Here is a 19,860-nt window from a genome sequence, read left to right as displayed (position 1 = left end):
AATGGGTCACTCCAGCCAGACCAGGCCATGGAAATCAGGTAAGAAATGAACGATCCGGTTCACCCAGCCCCCAGCCACGATCCCCAGGGACACCGCAGCGAGCCGAAAAAGCTGTTCATCCAGACCCACGGCTGTCAGATGAACGAATACGATTCGGCCCGGATGGCTGACCTGATGCGGGAATCCGGCGGGTACCGGCGGGTAGACGACCCGACTGAGGCGGATCTGCTGCTGCTGAACACCTGCTCCATCCGTGAGCGGGCTCAGGAGAAGGTGTTCCATCAGCTTGGGCGCTGGAAGGCACTGAAAGCGGCGAATCCGGACCTGGTGATCGGTGTGGGGGGCTGTGTGGCGAGTCAGGAAGGCGGTGCGATTCAGGCCCGGGCTCCCCATGTGGACCTGGTCTTCGGGCCCCAGACCCTCCATCGCCTGCCCCGGATGCTGGCCGGGCTCGCGCAATCCGCACAGCCGGCTCGTGTCCCCCTCGTGGATGTGAGTTTCCCGGAGATCGAGAAGTTTGACCGGCTGCCGGCACCCCGGGCCGAGGGTGCCAGCGCCTTCGTCTCGGTCATGGAGGGCTGCAGCAAATACTGCAGCTTCTGTGTGGTGCCCTACACCCGGGGCGAGGAAGTGAGCCGGCCGGTGGCAGACGTGCTGCGCGAAATCCGGCAGCTGGCGGATCAGGGTGTGCGGGAAGTGAATCTGCTCGGACAGAATGTGAACGCCTACCGGGGCGGGATAGAAGGGGATCAGGCGGATCTTGCCGAACTCATCCATTACGTGGCCGGGATCGAAGGTATCGATCGTATCCGCTATACCACCTCGCATCCTGTGGAATTTTCGGACACGCTGCTGCAGGCCTATGCCCGAGTGCCGGAACTCGTGAGCCATCTGCATCTGCCGGTGCAGTCCGGATCGGATCGGATTCTCCAGCGCATGAAGCGCGGACACACCGTGGACGAATACCGGCAGAAAATCGATCGGCTGCGCACCATCCGCCCCGGCCTGAGCCTGTCGTCCGATTTCATCGTTGGCTTTCCCGGCGAAACTGAGGCGGATTTCGAGGCGACGCTCGCACTGGTGGAGGCCGTCGGTTTCGATATCTCCTACTGTTTTCTCTACAGCCCGAGACCGGGTACGCCGGCATCCGGACTTGCGGATGACACTCCGGAGTCGGTGAAGAAGGAACGACTGACACAGCTCCAGGCATTGCTCAATCGCCAGGCTGCCCGGATTGGAGAGTCGATGATCGGGCGGGTCGAGTCGGTACTGGTGAACGGTCCGGCCAGGAAGGATGCAGGAGAACTGCAGGGACGCACCGGCAATAACCGCGTGGTCAATTTCCGCTGCGCGGATCGGAGCCTGATCGGGCGCTTTGTGGATGTCCGCATCGATGCCGCACCCTCGAACTCGCTGCGTGGCAGCCTGCTCTGAATCTGTTCGACCTCAGGAGCGACCCGGCTGATCCGCCGCAAGGCGGCCGGTCAGCAGGTCCGGCCGGCTGTCACGAAAGTTGATTTGACACCCGACATTGGAGCGATATTCTTTGAACCTGACCGCAATACAGGCATCAGCTTGACCGACCAACCTGCCGGAGAGAATGCCGGTACCGAACCGCGAGTGGTGGCACTGACGACGACGGTGACACTGGAACCCAACGATACTCAACGTATGGCTGCGCTGTGCGGGCCGTTCGACCAGAACCTCAACCATCTCGAAAAGCGTCTCGGTGTGCACATCCGCAATCGCGGCAATCTGTTTCAGATCAGCGGGCCTCAGCACCGGATCAAGGCAGCCGGTGCGATTATTTCTCAGCTGTATCGGGAAACCGTGGGCAGGGAGACCATTGAGCCGGATACTGTGCATCTGTTCCTGCAGGAATCCGGCGTCGACGAACTGCTTGCGCGGGAAGGCCAGGATGATGTGCCGGTCGGTTCCGACGTCATCAAGACGGTGCGCAAATCCATCAAACCCCGTGGCGGTAACCAGACCGCCTACACCCAGATGGTGCGCAACCACGACATCAATTTCGGCATTGGCCCCGCGGGCACGGGAAAAACCTATCTCGCGGTCGCCTGTGCGGTGGAAGCGCTCGAAGAGCACCAGGTCAGTCGCATCATTCTGGTGCGGCCGGCCGTAGAGGCTGGAGAGAAACTGGGCTTTCTCCCCGGAGATCTCGCACAGAAGATAGATCCCTACCTGCGGCCGCTCTACGATGCACTCTACGAGATGATGGGTGTCGAGCGGGTCAACAAATACATTGAGCGCAATGTGATCGAGGTGGCACCGCTCGCGTACATGCGGGGCCGCACGCTGAACAATGCTTTCATCATTCTGGATGAATCCCAGAACACCACGATCGCTCAGATGAAAATGTTCCTCACCCGCATAGGCTTCGGATCCACCGCGGTGATCACAGGGGACATTACCCAGATCGATCTGCCGAGGGGTGAAAAATCCGGTCTCATCGATGTGATGAATGTGCTGCGTGGTATTGAGGGAATCAGTTTCACACGCTTCACATCCCGGGACGTGGTTCGTCATCCTCTGGTGCAGAAGATAGTCGACGCCTATGCACGCACTCAGGATCGCAACCGGCGTGGCAGCGACGATTCCGGAGAAACGGAACGCGATGCCGGTTGATGTCCAGTTCGCGGTGGTGGTCGCGGATCTGCCGGATGCGTCCAGAATCGAGGAATGGGTGATCGAGACCATGCGGGCAGTGGCGGTGCATCAGCCGGAAGCGCATGCTGGCGAAGAGGTCTGTATCCGGGTGGTGGACGAAGCGGAGTCGAGGGATCTCAATCACCGCTACCGGCACCGGGATCGATCTACCAATGTGTTGAGCTTTCCGGCAGACCTGGATCTGCCGGATCCGGCTCATCCGATAACGCGAATACTGGGGGACATCGTTGTCTGCGCGCCTGTTGTGATTGCAGAAGCACTACAGCAGGGCAAGACAATCACCGAGCACTTCGCCCACATGGTGGTGCACGGCATGCTGCATCTGTATGGCTACGACCATCAGGTCGAAAGCGATGCGGATGTGATGGAACAACTTGAAAGGGAAATACTGGGAAGGTTCAGTATCGGTGACCCCTATCGGGAAACCGAGCCAGCCTGATCGGATCATGAGCGAAAACAATCTGGGGCGCCGGTCCTTCCTCGACTGGATGTCCGACATTTTCTCCGGGGAGCCCAGCGATCGGACCGAGCTGATGGACTCGTTGCGGGATGCCGCCGACCGTCAACTGATCGACGCAGAAGCGCTCAACATCATATTCGGTGCATTGCAGGTTTCGGACATGCGCGCGCGGGACATCATGATTCCGCGCACTCAGCTCGTGTATCTGCGCGACGATGTGCCGCCGGAAGAACTGCTGCGAACCATCATCGATTCACAGCACTCGCGCTTTCCGGTGATCGGCGATGATCTCGACGATATCCGGGGCATTCTCCACGCCAAGGATCTGCTGCGGCTTGCCATCGAGCGGGAGGGTGAGTTCGACATCAAGGACTGGATCCGCCCGGCTGCGGTAATTCCGGAGAGCAAGCGTCTCAATATTCTCCTGCAGGACTTCCGCTCGACCCGCAATCACATGGCAGTAGTGGTGGATGAGTACGGCCATGTGAGTGGTGTGGTGACGATCGAAGACGTCCTCGAACAGATCGTGGGGGACATCGAGGATGAACATGATGTGGACGATGAAAGCTACATCAAGAAGATCGACGAGCACACCTACAACGTGAAGGCCACCACGACGGTGGAAGACTTCAACGATTACTTCGATGCGGAGTTCGATGAAGAGGAATTCGATACTATCGGCGGCATCGTTCTGAAAACCTTCGGCCATCTGCCACAGCGCGGCGAGGTCACGGTGATCAACGAACTGCGCTTCAAGATTCTCAGCGCCGATTCCCGGCGGGTGCGGCTGATGCAAGTCAAGGTACCTTGAGGCAGGCGATGCTCGCGCTCATCGCGGGCGCCCTGCTGCCGCTGGCCTTCGCACCCTTCGACTTATGGCCGCTCGGCATCCTTTCCGTCGGGTTGTGGTTTCACCTGCTGGAGCGCGATCCGGGTCGCGGATTGCTGCTCGGGTGGCTCTACGGGGCTGGCAAGTACGGGGTCGGTGTGTCCTGGGTGTATGTCAGCATCCATGAGCATGGTGGCGCCCCACCGCTGCTGGCAGGATTGCTCGTCGTCCTCTTTGTGTCCGGACTTTCCCTGTTCACCCTGGCGAACGGCTGGCTGTTTATCCGCTGGCGCGGGGTACGCACGGCGCGGAGCGGGTCTACCGCGGTCAGCGAACACCAGGGCCGCAACGCCCTCAAGTTCCTGCTGTGCTTCGTGCTGTTCGAATGGCTGCTGACCTGGGTACTCACCGGGTTCCCCTGGCTGCTGCTGGGTTACGGGTTTCCCGATACGACGCTGCGAGGTTTTGCTCCGCTTGGCGGTGTGTTTCTGGTGTCGGGCGTCGCGGCTGCAGTTGCCGTGGCGCTGACACTGCTCGCCCGGGGAATTGCGGCCGGCCGGTGGCGGAGAATGGGTGCTTTCGACGGTCAGGCTGCTGCACTTCTGCTGGTGATCCTGTTGCCCTGGCTGATCGGCGCCGGCCTGACTCAAATCCGCTGGTCCACACCCCAGGCGGCCCACCGGGTGGCTCTGGTACAGGGCAATGTCCCCCAGACGGTGAAGTGGCAGCCGGAGACCCGTGCGCCGATCATCGAAAAGTATCTGCGACTGAGCGAGCCTTACTGGGGTGCGGATCTGATTCTGTGGCCGGAAGCCGCGCTCACCGCATTTGAACATGAGATTCCCGATCTGCTGGCGCGGCTGAACGCACGCGGGCAGCGCACCGGTACCGCGCTCGTTCTCGGCATACCGGGGCTCGAGGTGCGTCCCGGAGATGAAGTGGTTTTCCACAACACCACCCTGGGACTGGGCATGGCGAGCGGTCGCTATGTAAAACGGCGCCTGGTGCCCTTTGGTGAATATGTGCCCCTCGAGGACCTGCTGCGGGGTCTGATCACCTTTTTCGATCTGCCCATGTCCCGTGCTGAACCCGGAAACTGGCGACAGCCCCTGCTGCAGATCCATGGCGCACCTGCAGCGATGGCCATCTGCTATGAGGTCGTCTATCCGGAACTGCTGCGTGAATCGGCTGATGTGCTGCTGACCGTGTCCAACGACACCTGGTTCGGCGATAGTCTCGGGCCCCGCCAGCATCTGCAGATGGCCCGGATGCGGGCGCTGGAAAACGGACGCTGGCTGCTCCGCGCGACCAATGACGGGCTGACCGCCATCATCGATCCCCGGGGTCGGATCGACGCCGTACTGCCCCGGTTCGAAGAGGGGGTGCTGGTGGGCGGATACCGCTCGATGCAGGGCCGCACACCCTACAACCGCCTGGGCAACTGGCCGCTGCTGGGGACTCTGGCCTTCGTGGCGCTGCTGCTCGTTGTGCTGGATCGGCGGGCACGCAGTCGTCGCGACGGTGTTGCAGACTGAATCCGGATCAGCAGCGGGTCTGTGTTCGGAGCTTATATCGAGGCTGGGGTGGTGAGGGGATAGTGGCGGACCTACGCTCGGGCCCTCCGGGCTGCCCTCGATCAGCGGAGTTGCCTCGCGGAAGCCGCGAGTCAATCCGCCTCACTCGGCCTCGCTCCACGGTCCGTCACTATCCCCTCACCACCCCAGCTTCAAGATGGTTCCGAGACAGGCAGGTTAGATCAGGACAGCCCGGAACGCCCTGCTCAGTTGGAGCACAGCGGAGCTGCCGAGCGAGGCCCGGGGTAGCAGGTCCTCGCCCACGCTTTGATCAACCCCCTTCCGAACTCCTCGGCCGAACTCCTCGGCCGAACTCCCTGGCCGAACTCCGAGGCTCTACGGTGGCCAATCGGCAGTGGATGAGGGCGCGACCAATTGGCGCTTAAACCCCCCAACCTTAGTTGGTATCCTTGCGCCCCCTTTCCAGCGGCCTGAAAACACCAGGCAGATGCAGTCTGATGAACGAGTCTTATGATCCGAAAACCGTCGAGCAGGATGCCCAGCAGCGCTGGGACGCAGCCGGCTGTTTCCAGGCCCAGGAGTCAGAAACCCGGGATAAGTACTACTGTCTGGCCATGTTCCCTTACCCCAGCGGCCAGCTGCACATGGGGCATGTGCGCTGCTACACCCTCGGTGATGTCATCAACCGCTACTACCGCCTCAAGGGCCTGAATGTCATGCAGCCCATGGGCTGGGACGCCTTCGGGCTGCCCGCGGAAAACGCCGCCATCAAGAACGGTATTCCACCGGCACGCTGGACGAAGGACAACATCGACTACATGCGCCGCCAGATGAAAGCGCTGGGTCTGGGTATCGACTGGTCCCGGGAGTTCGCCACCTGCGAACCCTCCTACTATCACTGGGAGCAGTGGTTTTTCACCAAGCTCTACGAAAAGGGCATGGTGTATCGCAAAAGCTCGGTCGTGAACTGGGATCCGGTGGATCAGACCGTGCTCGCCAATGAACAGGTTGTGGACGGGCGCGGCTGGCGCTCCGGGGCTGTGGTGGAACGCCGGGAGATGCCCCAGTGGTTTCTGAAGATCACCGATTATGCAGAAGAACTGCTCGGTGAGCTGGATAACCTCCCCGGCTGGCCCGAGTCGGTGAAGGCCATGCAGCGCAACTGGATCGGCAAGTCGATGGGTGTGGAGATTGACTTTCCGGTGGTCGGTGCAGCGACCGAAAAACTCACCGTGTATACCACCCGGCCGGACACACTGCTCGGGGCGACCTATGTGGCCGTAGCTGCCGAGCACCCCCTCGCCCGGCAGGCGGCGGCCGCGGATCCCGCGATCGCCGAATTTGTCGCCCGCTGTAAACAGGCCACCACCGCGGAAGCGGATATGGCCACCATGGAAAAAGCCGGCATCGCCACCCGTTTCAAGGTCGCACACCCGCTCACCGGCGACCCTCTGCCGGTCTGGGTCGCGAACTTCGTGCTGATCGAATATGGCTCAGGTGCGGTGATGGCGGTGCCCGGGCACGATCAGCGGGACTGGGAGTTTGCGACCAGGTACGGTATTCCCATCCGCCAGGTGATTGAACCGGTGGACGGGGCCGACTGTGATCTGCAGCAGGCGGCCTTTGTGCCCTACGGTCGCCTGGTGGATTCCGGCGAATTCACCGGACTGAGTTCCGAGGCTGCCTTCGATGCAATTGCCAGCGCGCTGGAGGCCAGGGGCCTCGGCCGGCGCCAGACCAATTACCGGTTGCGCGACTGGGGCGTGTCCCGGCAGCGCTACTGGGGTTGCCCGATTCCCATGATTCACTGCCCGGACTGCGGCACGGTGCCGGTGCCCGATGAAGATCTGCCCGTGGTGCTGCCGACCGAGGTGAAATTCGAAGGGGTGCGATCGCCGCTGACCACCATGGCGAGTTTCTACGAAGTGAATTGTCCGACGTGCGGCGGTAAGGCGCGCCGGGAGACGGATACCTTCGATACCTTCATGGAGTCGTCCTGGTACTACGCGCGTTTCGCCTCGCCGGATTCCAACAGACCGATGGTCGACGAGCGGGTCGACTACTGGACACCGGTGGATTACTACGTGGGTGGCATCGAGCATGCAATTCTCCACCTGCTCTATGCGCGCTTCTATCACAAGCTGATGCGCGATCACGGCCTGGTGGCATCGGATGAACCTTTCACCCAGCTCCTCATGCTCGGCATGGTGCTCAAGGACGGCAGGAAGATGTCCAAGTCTGCCGGTGATGCGGGTAACCCCCAGCACCTGCTGGAAAAATATGGCGCCGATGCAGTACGCACGGCCATGATGTTTGCCGCACCACCGGATCAGTCCTTCGAATGGTCCGAAGCAGGTGTCGAGGGCCAGGGCAAATTCTGCAGGCGGTTGTGGACACTGGTGCAGGACCATGTGGCCGCCGGTCGCGCTCCCGCACTGGATAAGAGTGCGCTCACTGAAGATGGCAGGAATCTCAGACGTAAAGCCCATGAGACCCTGCAGAAAGCGGACGACGATTTTGGTCGACGGGTGCAGTTCAATACTGTCGTTTCTGCCGTGCATGAGCTTGTCAATCTCATCAGCCGGATGACCATTACCGCGCCTGCCGATCGCGCGGCAGTGCACGAAGCGCTGAAGATCGCCGTGCTCGTATTGTCACCGATCGCGCCACACATCACCCAGGCGTTGTGGAACAGGCTGGGTGAGAAGACTCTGCTGGTCGAAGAGTGCTGGCCGGCTGTCGATGAATCCGCTCTGGTTCTGGAGCGGCTGCAGCTGGTGGTGCAGGTGAACGGCAAGGTCCGTGGCCAGGTCGATGTTGCGGCGGATGCGGATCAGGCGGTGGCTCAGGAGGCGGCAATGACAAATGAAAACGTGGTGCGGTTCCTCGAGGGCAAGACGATCCGCAAGGCGATCTTCGTGCCCGGTAAACTTCTGAATCTGGTGGTGGGATGAGAGTCCGGCTGCTGATTCCTGCTGCGCTGCTGCTGCTTGCCGGCTGCGGTTTTCATCTGCGTACCTGGGATCTGGAAACCAATGTCGCATCCGCCGCAGTCGCGGCACAGGGGCGCAGCGTTCTCGATGAGCCCCTCAAGCGCAGCCTGCGGAATTCAGGCGTCGAGCTGCTCGAAGAGGGTGCTCAGATCACCATAGATCTGCTCAACGAACAGCGCGGCCGCCGCAGTATTTCGGTAAATGATCAGGCACGCACCGAACAGTACGAACTGTCGCTGAATATTCAGTATGAGATCCGCGATGAAAGTGGTGCAGTGCTGCTCCCGCCCCGCTGGATTCGAGCGCTGCGGATCTATCGTGTGGATCGGGACAATCTCGTTGGCAGCAGCGAAGAAGAGGCGCTGCTCGAGCGGGAGATGGTCAATGACCTGATTCAGCAGCTCATGCGCAGTGTCGATGCGGTAACCCGGGAGCGGGCGGTTGCAGCTTAAGGCCGCAGCGCTTGGCGGACACCTCAAGAAAACGCTGAGTCCCGTCTACTTTGTCAGTGGTGATGAAACCCTGCTGGTGGAAGAGGCCTGCGACGACATCCTGAAGCAGGCCAGGGCTGAGGGCTTCTCCGAACGATCCGTGCAGCATGTGGAAGCCGGTTTCAGATGGCACGACCTGCTGCAGGAGGCCGCGAGCCTCTCCCTGTTTGCCGAGCGACGTATTATCGATCTGCGTAATCCGTCGGCGAAATTTGAAAAAGAGGCTTCCGAAGTATTACGCACTTACTGTGAATCACCCGCCGACGATACCCTGCTGCTGCTGCGCTGTCCGCGCATCGACGGCAGACAGAAAACGAGTGCCTGGTTCAGGGCGCTCGATGAAGCGGGGGTGATCGTGCAGATCTGGCCGATCGGCCATGCGGAACTGCCGCGCTGGCTGCAGAGCCGGCTCAGCCAGGCGGGGCTGCAGCTTACCCCGGGAGCGCTCGGAGCTCTCGCGGAGCGGGTGGAAGGCAATCTGCTGGCCGCGGTGCAGGAGATAGAGAAGCTGCGGCTTGCCGAACTTACCCGGCCCGTGTCAGAAGAAGCGCTGCTCGCGGTAATGGAAGATTCGTCACACTACGGTACCTTCGATCTGCTCGATGCGGTTTATGCCGGTGACCGCACGCGGGTAGCGCGGATGGTGCACGGGCTGCGCAACGAAGGCGTCGCGGTGTTTGCCATTCTTGGTGCGCTGACTTCCCAGCTGCGGATGCTGCAGTCTGGTGCGGGAGGGCGGATGCCACCCCAGCGACGCCGTCAGATCGATGCGTTTCTGTCACGGCTCGGGCGGGTCGAAGATACCCTCGACCGTGCGCTTGCCCAGTGCGCGCTGGTGGATCAGCAGGGCAAGGGGCAGCTGCTGGGTGATCCCTGGTTGTCCCTCGAATCCCTGCTCCTGCGGCTGGCCGGTGTGCGGCTGCCTTCGCTCGAAGCATCGGCCGGTTATCTGACTCGACCCTGAATCCAGAGTTCTGTAATGACCCCTCAGGCGGGTTCGACCAGCAGTCCGTCGATGGCCCGGGGCAGCTGGGTGGTGATGATCGCCGTATCGGTCTCAAGCTCGGGGGAACGAACCAGTATCCGATACTCGCCTTCCGCTGTCTGGCTCTCACCGACCCGCTCCACCGTGATGGCCTGGAGGCGGTTGTTGTGCACCTGATAGATGCGGTCATTTTCGTAGATTGACTGTACCGGGACAGCCACCACGGCCGCTTCCTCCGGCAGGGTGATCACCAGTTCCATGAGTCTTCCCAGCGCGTTGGCCGGAGTCGGGGTCGAAGATTCGAAACCGAAGAAGGCATCGAGGCCCGACTGGCCCCGCTTGACCTGGCTCGAGAGCCGGCTGAGCTGCAGGTTCAGACCCTCCTGGCTGGTGGCAGTGATGGATTCCGTATCCAGCATTCTCCGCTGCAGACGTTGTGCGTAGCCATCCGGCAGCTGCACACGCACTTCGAAGGTCCGGGCATCCGCGACATCCGCGAGAATCATGCCCAGGTTTGAACGATCACCGGGTGCGACGAACACCCCCAGTACGGGCCCGCTGAAAGGAGCCAGTACCCGGGACTTCTCCAGGTCATACTGAGCCTGCTGCACCCCTGCCGCAGCGCGTGCCACGGCAGCGTCCAGCGCGGCGGATCGATTCGGAAAGTCAGCCAGCGCCCGCATGTGTGCCTGATACTGAATGTCTGCTTCGTCGGCCTGGGCGACCACCTCGTCGAGCAGTGACTGACTGATCAGCCGTTTGGACATCAGGTCTTTGTGGCGCTGCAGTTTGTTCCGGGCCACGGTGAGCATCGACTGGTAGCGCCCGGTGTTGCCCTCGGTAGATGCCTTTTCAATCTGCAGAGAGTCGCGTGCGGCCTGGAATTCGGCGAGCTCGGCGCGGGCCTCGATGAGACGCAAGGCCAGCTCACGATCGTTCAGGGTGATCAGCCGGTCACCCGCCTGCACCCAGTCGCCTTCCCGTACGTGCACTTCGTCCACTTCCGCCACCAGGTCGGTACGCAGGTGTGCGATCCGGCTGGCCTCCACCCGTCCATAGGCGCGGAAGGTCGGGCAGATCCGTCCGGGAGTTACCCGCATGGTCGCGACCGGCCAGGCTTTCTCCAGCCTCGGCTCGGGGATGGCCTGGGGCCCGGTGGCGAAAATGGAAGCGCTCATCAGCGCGGCGGCTGTCAGAAAAGCCGCGCCGGCCCAGAGTCTTCTGCCCTGAACGGAGCGGGATTGAAAAAAGCGCAAAATTGGGGCGAACATGATCAGGAGTCTCCTTGGAGCCTGGTGTTGCCGGTTGCCACCGGACTGGATCCGCTATCGGTCTGGAACCAGTGACGCTGCAGATGGCCACCCAGGGACTGGAAACGATCCCGACCCGACTCCAGCAGCACGATGAGAGCGGGAATCACGATCAGTACCAGCAGTGTGGCAAAGGCGAGGCCGAAACACAGTGTCACTGCGATCGGCGCGACATAAAAGGCCAGTGACGAGGTTTCGAACATGAGCGGCAGCAGGCCGGCTATGGTGGTCAGTGAGGTCAACAGCACCGCGCGGAATCTGGCGCGGACGGCCTGATCCATGGCGGATCTCACGCTGGCACCAGCCTCGATCGATCGCTTGAAGAAGCTGATCAGCACGATGGAATCGTTGACCACGATTCCGGTCAGCGAAAAGAACGCGAGCAGCGTCATCGCACCCACATCCCAGCCGGTGACCCAGTGGCCGAATACCGCTCCGGTAAATCCGAAAGGGATCGCCATCATGATGGCGAGCGGCCACAGGTAAGAGGCGAATACCCAGGTCAGAATCAGGTAGATGAGCAGCAGCGTGAGCAGACCGCCGAGCGCCATGGTGTCCATGATCACCTCATCCTGCTCGGACTTGCCGCCCAGCCCGAAGCTCAGGTTATAGCGATCGAGAATTTCCGGGAGTGCATTCCTGCGCAGCTCGCCGGTGATGGCGATGGCGTTGCCCTGCTGCGGATCCACGTCCGCTTCCACCGTGACCGCCATCTGTCCGTCAGTATGTCGGATCACATCGATACCGCGACGGTTGTAGAGCACGGCCACACTCGACAGCGGCACGAAAATGCCCTCCGCAGTGCGTACCGGAAACTGCTGCAGGCGGGCGAGATCGTTACGCTCGACATCCGGCAGCATCATGCGGACTTCGAGTTCACTGTCCCTGTCATTGAAGATCTGTACTCTTGCGCCACTGTAGGCTGCCCGGAGCTGGCGGCCGATGCTGTCTGAGGTAAGTCCCAGCGATCTGCCCTGGGGGGTGATTTCGAAGATGACCTGCTCCCGGCCATAAGGGAGGTTGTCGATCACGTTCGATACGCCCGGATAGCGGGACAGGGCTTCGGCCAGTTCTTCCGCGCCGCGCTTGAGTGCATCCAGATCTTCTCCGCGCAGGACCAGCGACAGATCCGCTTCGCCGTTGTTCGCACCTCCGGCGACCTGCACCGTGAGCTGTTCGACAAAGGCGGGTTTCACGATCCGTTGCCGCCACTGATCGAGAAAGGCCGCCGGGGAGAGGGTGCGGGTCTCTTCGTAGCGGTAGCTGGCTGTAATCGACGCGTACTGCTCACCCGTCATGCGCTCCTGTCCGAACCAGGCGAGATTGTGTTTGGTGACCCAGCCGAGCAGGTTAGGGCTGGATTCGTTCACCGCCGCCAGTTCGGTTTCCACATGCTTGAGGAACTCGATTTTATCCGTTTCTGTCGCTGCGGAAGAAAATTCGACATCCGCCTGCAGCGACTCGATGTCGAAGCCCGTGACGAATGCGAAGCCAACATGCTGGGACAGCAGCAGCGACAGCGCGATCACCACACCGCCGATGGCGGCGCACAGGGTTGCCCCCGGGTAGTCCAGCGCGCGGTTCACGAAGGGCATGAAACGGCGATCGCGGAAGCCGAAAAATGCCCGATCAAAACGCGCCCGCCAGCTGTCAGCAGCGGGTCGCTTGAGCCTGCCGAGACTGCCGGAGAGATGGCCGGGCAGCACCAGGAAACATTCCACCAGGGAGGCGACGATCACACAGAGCAGCACCGTCGGCAGCGCCATGATCACATCTCCCATTTCGCCGCCCATGATCAGCAGGGGAATGAAGGCGGCCATGGTGGTCATCGACGAGGTCAGTACCGGTACCCACATGCGTTGCGCGCCGGCGACGGCGGCATCCAGGGGTGATTTCCCTTCTTCGAAGTGGGTGACCGTGTCTTCCGCGACCACAATGGCGTCATCCACCACGATGCCGATGGCCATGATGAAACCGATCAGGGCGATGATGCTGATGCCGTAACCGAATCCCAGATGGAAGAACGCGAGCGCCAGCATGAAGCTTACGGGTATGCCGAGGGTTACCCACCAGCCCACGCGACCACTGAGAAACAGATAGAGGATGCCGATCACCAGCACCAGGCCGGAAAGGCCGTTCTTCAGGATCATGGACAGCTGGGCGCCAAGCAGTTCCCAGACATCGTTGAGCACCAGCATTTCGACTCCGGACGGGAGACTGGCGCGGGTGTCCTGCAACCAGGCATCCAGAATCTCATGTGCCCGGAATGCGTCCGCCTCGGTGGCGCGATGCACGGTCATCTCGATGGCCGGTTTACCTTCCCGGGTGATCAGTGGCTGACCGCGCTGAGGACGCTGCACGATCTCGGCGATGTCTCCGAGCCGGATCACCTGCTCGCCGCTGCGGATGTGCAGTTGCGCAAAGGCGTTGAGATCCCTGCGCTGATCGAGACTGCGCAGTTGCCGGGAACCCTGGCCGCTGCCGATGGTGCCCGCGGGGTTGTCCTGACTGACCCGGGAAACCTCGCCGGCCAGTTCTTCCAGGGTGAGCCCCATGGCCTGCAACTGACGCCCGCCCACCTGGAGGGCGATTTCCTCCATCGGCAGACCGTCGTAGGTGATGGCATCGAATCCCCGGGCGAGCAGGTCCTTTTCGTAGCGTCGCAGCAGCGGGATCAGTTCCGAAACGTCTTCCGCACCGCTGAAGAGCAGGCTGGCCACCGGCTCGAGGTCCACGGGTCGGCGCACCACCGGGGGTTCGATTTCCGGCGGCAGGTTGCGGATGTTGGCCACCCGCTGCTTGACCTGATCCATGGCGTGGGCGATGTCGGCGTCGTAGTCAAAACGCACGTTGATGAAGGTGTAACCGTTGCGGGTGATGGAGTTGATCTCGTTCAGCTCGGTCAGGGTACGCAGCTGCTGCTCAATGGGTGTGGTGACCAGAGTCTCCAGATCTTCGGCGCTGGCGCCGATCCAGCTCACTTCGACAAACACCATGGGAAAGTGCATCGGGGGATCGAGCTGGGAGGGCATCATGCGGATGGCCCAGATGCCGGCGAGGATCATCATGACCATGGCCAGATTTGCCGCGACTCTGTGGGTCGCGAAACGCGCGATTAACGATGTGCCCCTCACTGTCGTTCAGATTCCGCTGATTTTTTAAAAAGGAATATGGCCTTCAGATAATCAGAATTCGTGCCAACTGGGGAAACGGGAAAAAAGCGTGGAAATTCAAGGGATCAGGAAGGGCCGGGGGTACCACGGGAGGGCGGTGGAGCAGGAATTCTGGCGAGATCTGCCAACTTGTGGTCAGGGGTTCGGGATCAGTTGATCCGCTGGTCAGGGTTCCGGGATCAGTTGACCCGGGTGACGGCGGTGCGACCCAGTTCGAGTACCTGCAGCTGACTGCCATCGGTACTGATCCGGGTGATGGAGCCGTTGTCCGGAGAAAAGATCACCATGCGGTCGTCCTCCCGGGCGGCACCCACCACCACATTGATCGCGATGAAGTGACAGAACACGACCGAATCCCCGGCCAGCCCGGACACGCAATCGATGAGTGCCCGGCGCCAGGCCAGCAGACTGCTGTCCAGATCGCTCCAGCGTCCGGCCATGGCCCGGCGCAGCCAGGCAGAGCGGGTCGCCAGGTCGTCACTCGGAGACGGTATTTCCGCCACCCGGGGTTCGATGAGGATCTCGCGCTGCCAGCGTCGGGCCAGTGGCTGCGCAGTTTCTCTGGCCCGTGCCAGTGGCGATGAGTAAACGGGCAGAGGTCCCAGCGCCGCGAGATCGTCGGCAACGGCGATGGCCTGCCTGCGGCCGAGTTCACTCAGCCCCGGGTCTGCATGGCCGTCGAACCCGGCCGCCGCCTGGCCGTGGCGGACCAAATAGATTTGGGGCACGTGTTTGGGCTGCTCTTTGGGACGAGGTTCCTTACAATAGCGCGCTCGCCCGCAGTTGGGGAATTGCTTTGACGGTACACGAATCCGGCCTGTCGCCGGAGATGAAGCCGGACACCACCGTGAATGTCCGGGAAGTCTTTAAACTGGATCTCGATCTGGAGGTGCCGGCGTTCAGCCGTCGCACCGACTATGTGCCCGTGCTCGACGAAGACTACCGCTTCGATCACGACACCACCCTGTCGATTCTCGCGGGGTTTGCCCACAACCGCCGGGTGATGATCCAGGGTTACCACGGCACGGGTAAGTCGACCCACATCGAGCAGGTGGCCGCGCGGCTCAACTGGCCCTGTGTGCGGGTGAATCTCGACAGCCACATCAGCCGCATCGATCTGGTGGGCAAAGACGCGATCGTGCTCGAAGACGGCAAGCAGGTCACCGAGTTCCGCGAAGGCATTCTGCCCTGGGCCATTCAGCATTCCGTTGCGCTGGTATTCGACGAATATGATGCCGGGCGTCCGGATGTGATGTTTGTCATCCAGCGGGTGCTCGAGGTGGAAGGCAAGCTGACTCTGCTCGATCAGAACCGGGTGATCGCGCCCCATCCCTACTTCCGGCTGTTCGCCACCACCAACACCATCGGTCTGGGCGACACCACCGGTCTCTATCACGGCACTCAGCAGATCAACCAGGGTCAGATGGATCGCTGGAGTATCGTCACCACACTGAACTATCTCGACCACGATGCGGAAACACAGATCGTGCTCGGCAAGGCCAAGCACTACCTGCTGAGGCCGGATGGTGAGCGCATCATCTCCAACATGGTGAGTGTTGCCGATCTGACCCGCAAAGGCTTCATCAACGGCGATGTGTCTGTGGTCATGTCACCACGAACCGTGCTGACCTGGGCGCAGAATGCGGAGATATTCGGCGATATCGGCTTCGCCTTCCGGGTGACCTTCCTCAACAAGTGCGACGAACTGGAGCGGGCGATCGTGGCCGAGTATTACCAGCGCTGCATGGGCGAGGATCTGGGTGATGCGACTGCCGGAATCACCTTGAAGAGTGCCTAGCACTCTTCAAACGCTGATTAATGCTGTGCCTGCTTCCGATGAGCGTGACTTCTGAGGGCCTCCAGTGAGTGATGAAGATCATCCCCTGGAGCCGTTCAAACGTGCCACCACGGCCACCATCCGGGCGATAGCGGGCAACGATGAACTCGAAGTGACCTTCGGTGCCGGGCCGGTATCCGTGCGGGGCAACCGCATCCGGGTGCCGCTGCCGGCCGTGGGTGCCAGCGAAGAAGAGATCAATGCGGTGCGAGGCGCGGGCGATGAGTTCGCCCTGAAGATGCGCTACCACGACAACGCCGTGCATCAGCGCCGCGCCCCCCGGGGTGGTCCGGCCCAGGAAATGTTCCAGTGGATCGAAGACGCCCGGGTGGCTGCAATCGGATCATTGCGGATGGAAGGGGTCGCGAAAAATCTCGATGCCTCTTTGGAGGTGCAGTGCCAGCAGGCCGCCTTCGATACCATCACGGTCGAGTCTGAAGCCCCCCTTTCCGTGGCGGTCGGTCTGCTTGTCCGCCAGCGTCTGACCGGTCGTGAATTACCGCCCTCGGCGGAGAACGTCGTGCAGTTCTGGCGCGATTACGTGGAAGAACATGCCGGTCGGGATCTGGATCAGCTGCGCGATGTGCTGCTCGATCAGTCCCAGTTCGCGGACGTGTGCCGGACCATCATTGCCGATCTGGGCCTGGCGTCGGAACTGGACGAACCGCCGGAGACCGACGCCAACGATCAGGACTCCGAGTCCATGGACGAAGGTGCCGAGGCAGACTCGGACTTCCTGCCCGAAGACGTGCGTCTGGATGAAGACAATCTCGCCGACGAAAGCGCAGATGGCGAGTCTTCACTGATGGAGATGGACGCCGACGAAGCCGATGATCTCGGCGCGGAAGCCGATCCGGACGAAGCGCCACTGCAGCTGCCCGACGATGCCGGTCGCATACGCATGGATGTGAACTACCACGCCTACAGCGAGGAGTTCGATGAGATTGTGCGCGCGGAAGAACTGTGTGACGCGGAAGAGATGATCCGGCTGCGCGCGCTGCTCGATCAGCAGCTCATTCCGCTGCAGCATGCGACCGCCAAACTTGCCAATCGCCTGCAGCGCAAGCTCATGGCCATACAGAATCGCACCTGGGAGTTCGATCTCGAAGAAGGTCAGCTCGACACCTCGCGCCTGTCTCAGGTGGTGATCGACCCGATGAACCCGCTGGCGTTCAAACAGGAAAAGGAAATGCAGTTTCGTGACACCGTGGTCACGATGCTCATCGACTCCTCCGGTTCGATGCGCGGTCGTTCGATCACCATCGCGGCGATGAGCGCAGACATCCTCGGCCGCACGCTGGAGCGCTGTTCGGTGAAGGTGGAAATACTCGGCTTCACCACCCGCGCCTGGCGGGGAGGCCAGTCACGCGAGCAGTGGATTGCGGCGGGGAAGCCCGCGAATCCCGGTCGCCTGAACGACCTGCGCCACATCGTCTACAAGGCCGCAGACGATCCCTGGCCGCGTACACGCCGTAACCTTGGTCTGATGATGCGCGAGGAACTGCTCAAGGAAAACATCGACGGCGAGGCGCTCATCTGGGCACACAACCGCCTGGTCACCCGCCAGGAGCAGCGCAAGGTGCTGATGGTGATCTCGGATGGCCTGCCGGTCGACAACTCGACCCTGCTGGTGAATCCGTCGAATTATCTGGAGCAGCATCTGAAATACGCGATCGATACCATCGAGAACCACTCGCCGGTGGAGCTGATCGCCATCGGCATCGGGCATGATGTGACCCACCACTATCGTCGCGCTGTCACCATCACCGATGCGGAGCAACTGGGCGGAGCGATGACGGATCAGCTCGCGGAGTTGTTTCAGCAGCAGAAGGTGCGGCGTCGGCGCTGACTGCGGGTTGAGACTGCAGGACCTCAAAGAGTCAGTGCGAGCAGTCTTCGTGTTGGAATCAGGTCAGTTGACCCAGGTTTCCGGGTCGATTTCTTCGATGTCCCATTGGCAGGGTGTGGGGGAGCAGTTTTTTTTCGCGAGAAACTGCCGGCGGCTTCCCGGCTCCCGGGATTTCAGCTTCATGAGGAAGCCGTGGCCGTCGATTGACCAGGCGCCGCCGCAATCCACCGGCACGTAGTCCATCCATGTGAGTTCGTCCTCGCCGGCCAGTTTCTGGATCATCGCGACCGCCGCGTCGGCAACAACCGGAAGTGGTATGTCGTGTCTGGACACCAGACGGACGCCGAGGGAGTCGTTGCTGTTGAGGATAGTTCGGCCGCAATGGTAGGGATCGCCGGCCCGGGTCCGACTGTGTTGCCAGCATCGAATGCTGCCGGAGCGCGCCCAGCCTTCATGGTTTTCAAACACGTCGACCGTCGCTTTGAACAGCCGGGAGTAGCCTGCAACACCGCAATCCTCTATTTCTGTGAGATCGACCGGAAGGTGACCGGACATTGATCTCTTTGCCAGTCCGTAGGCGTCGGAATCCGGGTTGAGCAGCACACAGTCCGACGCAAGCCCCTGGACGGGCAGGCTGACGAGCAGCGCAATGGCCAGCCAGAGTCGGCTCACGGCTCTACGTACTCGATCATCGGATCGTTGTTCTGACGACGCAGAATACTCAGTTCACTGATTCCACCAATCCAGCTTGCGGTACCGCCACCATCCTGCCAGCCGCATTGACCTGCATTGCAGCGCTTGATGAAACGACGCACCACACCACCTTCGAATTCCGGTGGTTCGGCCAGTCGAACTTCGTAGCCGTAGTCTGCTGCCGACCAGGCGCCACCATCCTCAACCACCGTGTACGCGATCTGCACCATCTCGAATCCGGGGTATGCACCTGCTGCGGCTGCGTGGATTTCTGCCACAGTACTGATATCGATCTCGCATTTTCTGATGTCCACGACGACGTGTGAGTTTCCCGCAACCACATGCTCGGTAATCTGACAGAAGAAATCGTTGCTGCGATCCCAGCACCTGGCCGTCGCGTAGCGCTGCCAGCGGCCATCATCGCGTTTCACCTCCTCGAAGGGTTCCCACCTCGCCACCCAGCGCGGTGAGTACTCGTGTACACAGTAGCCAAACTCCACCGGGGGCTTGCCAAGCTGATCCGTCAGGTACTGGTGCACATGGTGATGTCCGGCCCTGGAAGGTTCGACGTCACGACATTCGAATGATTGCGAGTAGGCATACTCTGCCCAGGGAAGCGACATCAGCAGCCAGATTGCGCGGTAAGCCTGAGCGAGGGACACAATGGCAAACCGCGCGTGCGGCTTCTGATCGGCGAGGGGTGCTGAATCAGCCGATGACTTCGAGCCGCTGGATGTCCGGCCGCCCTGCCATCAGCCCCGCGAATTTCGGGCCTGCGGCTTTGAAGTGTTCGGTCTGGCCATGCAGCGCCAGTGCGTCTGCATCTTTGTAGAGCTCGAGCATCAGATAATTGCCATCGGCGTCCTTGCAGAGGGTGTACATCTCGTTGCCGGGTTCCTTGGCACGGACGTCTGCGGCCAGCGCCAGCATGACCTTCTCGAATTCCTCTTCCTTGCCTGCTGCGACCTTCAGATTTGCGATGACTGCCAACATGTTTCGGACTCCGTAGAATGTGTGAGG

16 protein-coding genes are annotated in these 19,860 nt (G+C 61.3%); 10 read left to right on the top strand and 6 right to left on the bottom strand.

The window, feature by feature from the left end:
• The first annotated feature begins 45 nt into the window (after positions 1-45).
• The 8 genes from miaB to holA all read left to right on the top strand — a co-directional run bounded on the left by miaB (position 46) and on the right by holA (position 9,957).
• Positions 46-1,434: a tRNA (N6-isopentenyl adenosine(37)-C2)-methylthiotransferase MiaB gene (miaB, locus tag R3E82_13465; GenBank protein ID MEZ5551897.1), complete on the top strand. Its 1,389-nt coding sequence runs from the start codon at positions 46-48 to the stop codon at positions 1,432-1,434.
• 237 nt (positions 1,435-1,671) lie between these two features.
• Positions 1,672-2,643, top strand: coding sequence for a PhoH family protein (locus R3E82_13460; protein MEZ5551896.1), 972 nt, complete (start codon positions 1,672-1,674; stop codon positions 2,641-2,643).
• Positions 2,633-3,124 (top strand): rRNA maturation RNase YbeY, encoded by a 492-nt coding sequence (gene ybeY, locus R3E82_13455; GenBank protein MEZ5551895.1) that lies wholly within the window; start codon positions 2,633-2,635, stop codon positions 3,122-3,124. The genes R3E82_13460 and ybeY overlap by 11 nt, the downstream gene beginning before the upstream one ends.
• A gap of 7 nt (positions 3,125-3,131) precedes the next feature.
• Positions 3,132-3,956, top strand: a complete 825-nt coding sequence (locus R3E82_13450) for a transporter associated domain-containing protein (GenBank protein ID MEZ5551894.1) — start codon at positions 3,132-3,134, stop codon at positions 3,954-3,956.
• 8 nt (positions 3,957-3,964) lie between these two features.
• Positions 3,965-5,509, top strand: coding sequence for an apolipoprotein N-acyltransferase (gene lnt / locus R3E82_13445; GenBank protein ID MEZ5551893.1), 1,545 nt, complete (start codon positions 3,965-3,967; stop codon positions 5,507-5,509).
• 497 nt (positions 5,510-6,006) lie between these two features.
• Entirely contained in the window at positions 6,007-8,463 is a 2,457-nt protein-coding gene (leuS, locus tag R3E82_13440; protein ID MEZ5551892.1) for a leucine--tRNA ligase, read from the top strand.
• Positions 8,460-8,954 carry an LPS assembly lipoprotein LptE gene (lptE, locus tag R3E82_13435; protein MEZ5551891.1) on the top strand — a complete coding sequence of 165 codons (495 nt, stop codon included), beginning with the start codon at positions 8,460-8,462 and terminating at the stop codon, positions 8,952-8,954. The genes leuS and lptE overlap by 4 nt, the downstream gene beginning before the upstream one ends.
• Positions 8,944-9,957: a DNA polymerase III subunit delta gene (gene holA / locus R3E82_13430; protein ID MEZ5551890.1), complete on the top strand. Its 1,014-nt coding sequence runs from the start codon at positions 8,944-8,946 to the stop codon at positions 9,955-9,957. The genes lptE and holA overlap by 11 nt, the downstream gene beginning before the upstream one ends.
• 23 nt (positions 9,958-9,980) lie before the next feature.
• Here holA and R3E82_13425 read toward each other — a convergent pair whose 3' ends face one another.
• The 3 genes from R3E82_13425 to R3E82_13415 all read right to left on the bottom strand — a co-directional run bounded on the left by R3E82_13425 (position 9,981) and on the right by R3E82_13415 (position 15,189).
• Positions 9,981-11,249 (bottom strand): biotin/lipoyl-binding protein, encoded by a 1,269-nt coding sequence (locus tag R3E82_13425; protein MEZ5551889.1) that lies wholly within the window; start codon positions 11,247-11,249, stop codon positions 9,981-9,983.
• Between the two features lie 2 nt (positions 11,250-11,251).
• Positions 11,252-14,422: an efflux RND transporter permease subunit gene (locus R3E82_13420; protein ID MEZ5551888.1), complete on the bottom strand. Its 3,171-nt coding sequence runs from the start codon at positions 14,420-14,422 to the stop codon at positions 11,252-11,254.
• A 218-nt stretch (positions 14,423-14,640) separates the two neighbouring features.
• Positions 14,641-15,189 carry a histidine phosphatase family protein gene (locus R3E82_13415; protein ID MEZ5551887.1) on the bottom strand — a complete coding sequence of 183 codons (549 nt, stop codon included), beginning with the start codon at positions 15,187-15,189 and terminating at the stop codon, positions 14,641-14,643.
• Between the two features lie 68 nt (positions 15,190-15,257).
• On the opposite strand from R3E82_13415, the gene cobS reads away from it, so the two are divergent.
• Together cobS and cobT are read left to right on the top strand one after the other, a co-directional pair.
• On the top strand, positions 15,258-16,259 hold the full coding sequence (cobS, locus tag R3E82_13410) for a cobaltochelatase subunit CobS (protein ID MEZ5551886.1): 1,002 nt from the start codon (positions 15,258-15,260) through the stop codon (positions 16,257-16,259).
• Between the two features lie 64 nt (positions 16,260-16,323).
• Positions 16,324-18,147: a cobaltochelatase subunit CobT gene (gene cobT / locus R3E82_13405; protein MEZ5551885.1), complete on the top strand. Its 1,824-nt coding sequence runs from the start codon at positions 16,324-16,326 to the stop codon at positions 18,145-18,147.
• 63 nt (positions 18,148-18,210) lie between these two features.
• Here the strand turns inward: cobT and R3E82_13400 are convergent, their stop codons facing one another.
• The 3 genes from R3E82_13400 to R3E82_13390 are packed head-to-tail and all read right to left on the bottom strand — an operon-like array spanning position 18,211 to position 19,833.
• Complete coding sequence (locus tag R3E82_13400; protein MEZ5551884.1) at positions 18,211-18,819, bottom strand: hypothetical protein; 609 nt, start codon at positions 18,817-18,819, stop codon at positions 18,211-18,213.
• Positions 18,816-19,502: a hypothetical protein gene (locus tag R3E82_13395; protein ID MEZ5551883.1), complete on the bottom strand. Its 687-nt coding sequence runs from the start codon at positions 19,500-19,502 to the stop codon at positions 18,816-18,818. The genes R3E82_13400 and R3E82_13395 overlap by 4 nt, the downstream gene beginning before the upstream one ends.
• Positions 19,503-19,548: 46 nt before the next feature.
• The gene (locus tag R3E82_13390; protein ID MEZ5551882.1) at positions 19,549-19,833 is read right to left on the bottom strand and encodes a putative quinol monooxygenase; all 285 of its coding nucleotides are present in this window, start codon (positions 19,831-19,833) and stop codon (positions 19,549-19,551) included.
• Between the last annotated feature and the right edge of the window lie 27 nt (positions 19,834-19,860).

This window comes from Pseudomonadales bacterium, from assembly GCA_041395945.1.
Classification (GTDB): domain Bacteria; phylum Pseudomonadota; class Gammaproteobacteria; order Pseudomonadales; family Azotimanducaceae; genus SZUA-309.
Note: the sequence above shows the minus strand (reverse complement) of the source record. Positions and strands in the feature narration are given on the sequence as shown.